We start from the raw sequence: 1,777 nt of genomic DNA on the forward strand, positions 1-1,777 counted from the left end.
GAACCAGCTCGTGCTTCATGTTGATGATCTGGTCCAGCCGCGCCCGGAACAGATCGTTCGATCCCGTCGTCCTGTGCCTCTTCGGTCGCATCGGCCCCTCCGATGCACCACAGAATCATGGTCCGCAGCGAAAGGGAATCTGGAGGGTTCTGTGAGGTCGCGCTCACGTGCTGGCGCGGCATGCGCAGTTACGCGACCTCATTGAAGCCGGATTGAACGAAGGCGCGGGCGGGTATGCGCGGGTTTGCAGCTATGGGGATTGTTGGAGATCGCAACGCCCGGCCTGCCGGCTCGGCACGTGAGGCAGAGCTGCGAGATGTGTGCATCGGGGAAGAGTTGAGATCAGGCGCGCTTTGCCGGAGATCGCGATAGGCGTTTTGCTACATCGGACGGTTGTTGTCGCGCCGTGTGGCAGCACGGATTCGACAGCGTCCACGATGATCGAGGCGCTGGGAGCGGAATGACGAATAGCGATCGTTGTGCACGGCATGACTTGGCTCACGATGTATCGCACCGGAACGGGGATGTTTGAGGACTGGAGCGGTTGAAGCTGTGTCGAAAGCGCTCGACGATGCGCATGACGCCACCACAGTCAGGACAGGCGGGAGCCTTGGGCCACGTCAGAGCGTCCGACTCCACAGGCGACGGCTCGCCATCGTTTGGCGCTGTCCGCTCACGATCGAGAAGTTTGCGGCAAAGGGCGAGCTTGGCAGCGCGATGGCCGTTGGCCATGAAGCCGAAGTGGCGGATGCGATGGAAGCCATCGGGCAGCGTGTGAAGAAGGAAGCGGCGGATGAACTCGTCGGGCTTGAGCTTGATGATCTTTGTCGCGCCGTTCTGGCGGTAGTCCTTCCAGGTAAAGGCGACGTGATCGTCGTCGAGGGCGACGAGCCGGCTGTTGGCGATCGCAACGCGATGGGTATAGCGGCCGAGATTGGCCAGCACGTGCGCGGGGCCGCCGAACGGCCGTTTGGCGTAGACCACCCAGCTGATGCGCCGCATGGCGACGAGGTGAGCTGTGAAGGCAGCAGGCTCGGCCAGGGATGCGAGATCGCCGAAGAAGTTCAGGGTGCCGGCGTCGAAGGCAGCGGTCAGACGTTCGAGGAACAGGCGTCTGAACAGCCGGGCGAGCGGTTTGACGGCCAGGAAGAACTTTGGTCGGCTGGCAATCCAGCGCGCGCTATCGGGCGAGAGGCCGCCGCCCGGGACGACGCAGTGGACGTGGGGATGGTGCGTCAGCGCCTGCCCCCAGGTGTGAAGGACGGCGAGGACACCGATCCGGGCGCCGAGCCGGCGTGGATTGGCGGCGAGCGTCGACATTGCCTCGGCGGCGGCTTTGAACAGGATCGCATAAACGATGGCCTTGTTCTGAAAGGCGATCGCTGCGATCGGAGCCGGCAGTGTGAAGACGACGTGGAAATAGGGAACCGGCAGCAGGTCGGCTTCTCGCGCGGCGAGCCACGCGGCTCGGGCTGGCCCCTGACACTTCGGACAGTGCCGGTTGCGACAGGAATTATAGGTGAGGCGTGTCGTGCCGCAGTCGTCGCAAGCCTCCATGTGGCCGCCGAGCGCCTCGGTCCGGCACGCCACGATTGCGCTCATCACGCGCCGCTCGACCCGACCGAGATGACCGGCATGTACACGGCGATAGGTGTCGCCATGCCGGCGCAGAATATCGGCAATCTCGATGGCGGGCCTGTTGGAGCGGCTGTCGGGGCGGATCATCACCCGGATCCCGCCGCGGATCATCCAGGTGGCGTCACCTCCAGCGACAGGC

1 protein-coding gene is annotated in these 1,777 nt (G+C 64.3%); it reads right to left on the reverse strand.

The window, feature by feature from the left end:
• Positions 1 to 498 precede the first annotated feature (498 nt).
• Entirely contained in the window at positions 499 to 1,725 is a 1,227-nt protein-coding gene (locus AC0L3A_RS40570) for an IS91 family transposase (RefSeq protein WP_473256562.1), read from the reverse strand.
• Positions 1,726 to 1,777 lie beyond the last annotated feature (52 nt).

The sequence above is a fragment of the Bradyrhizobium sp. MI1.3 genome (genome assembly GCF_055811695.1).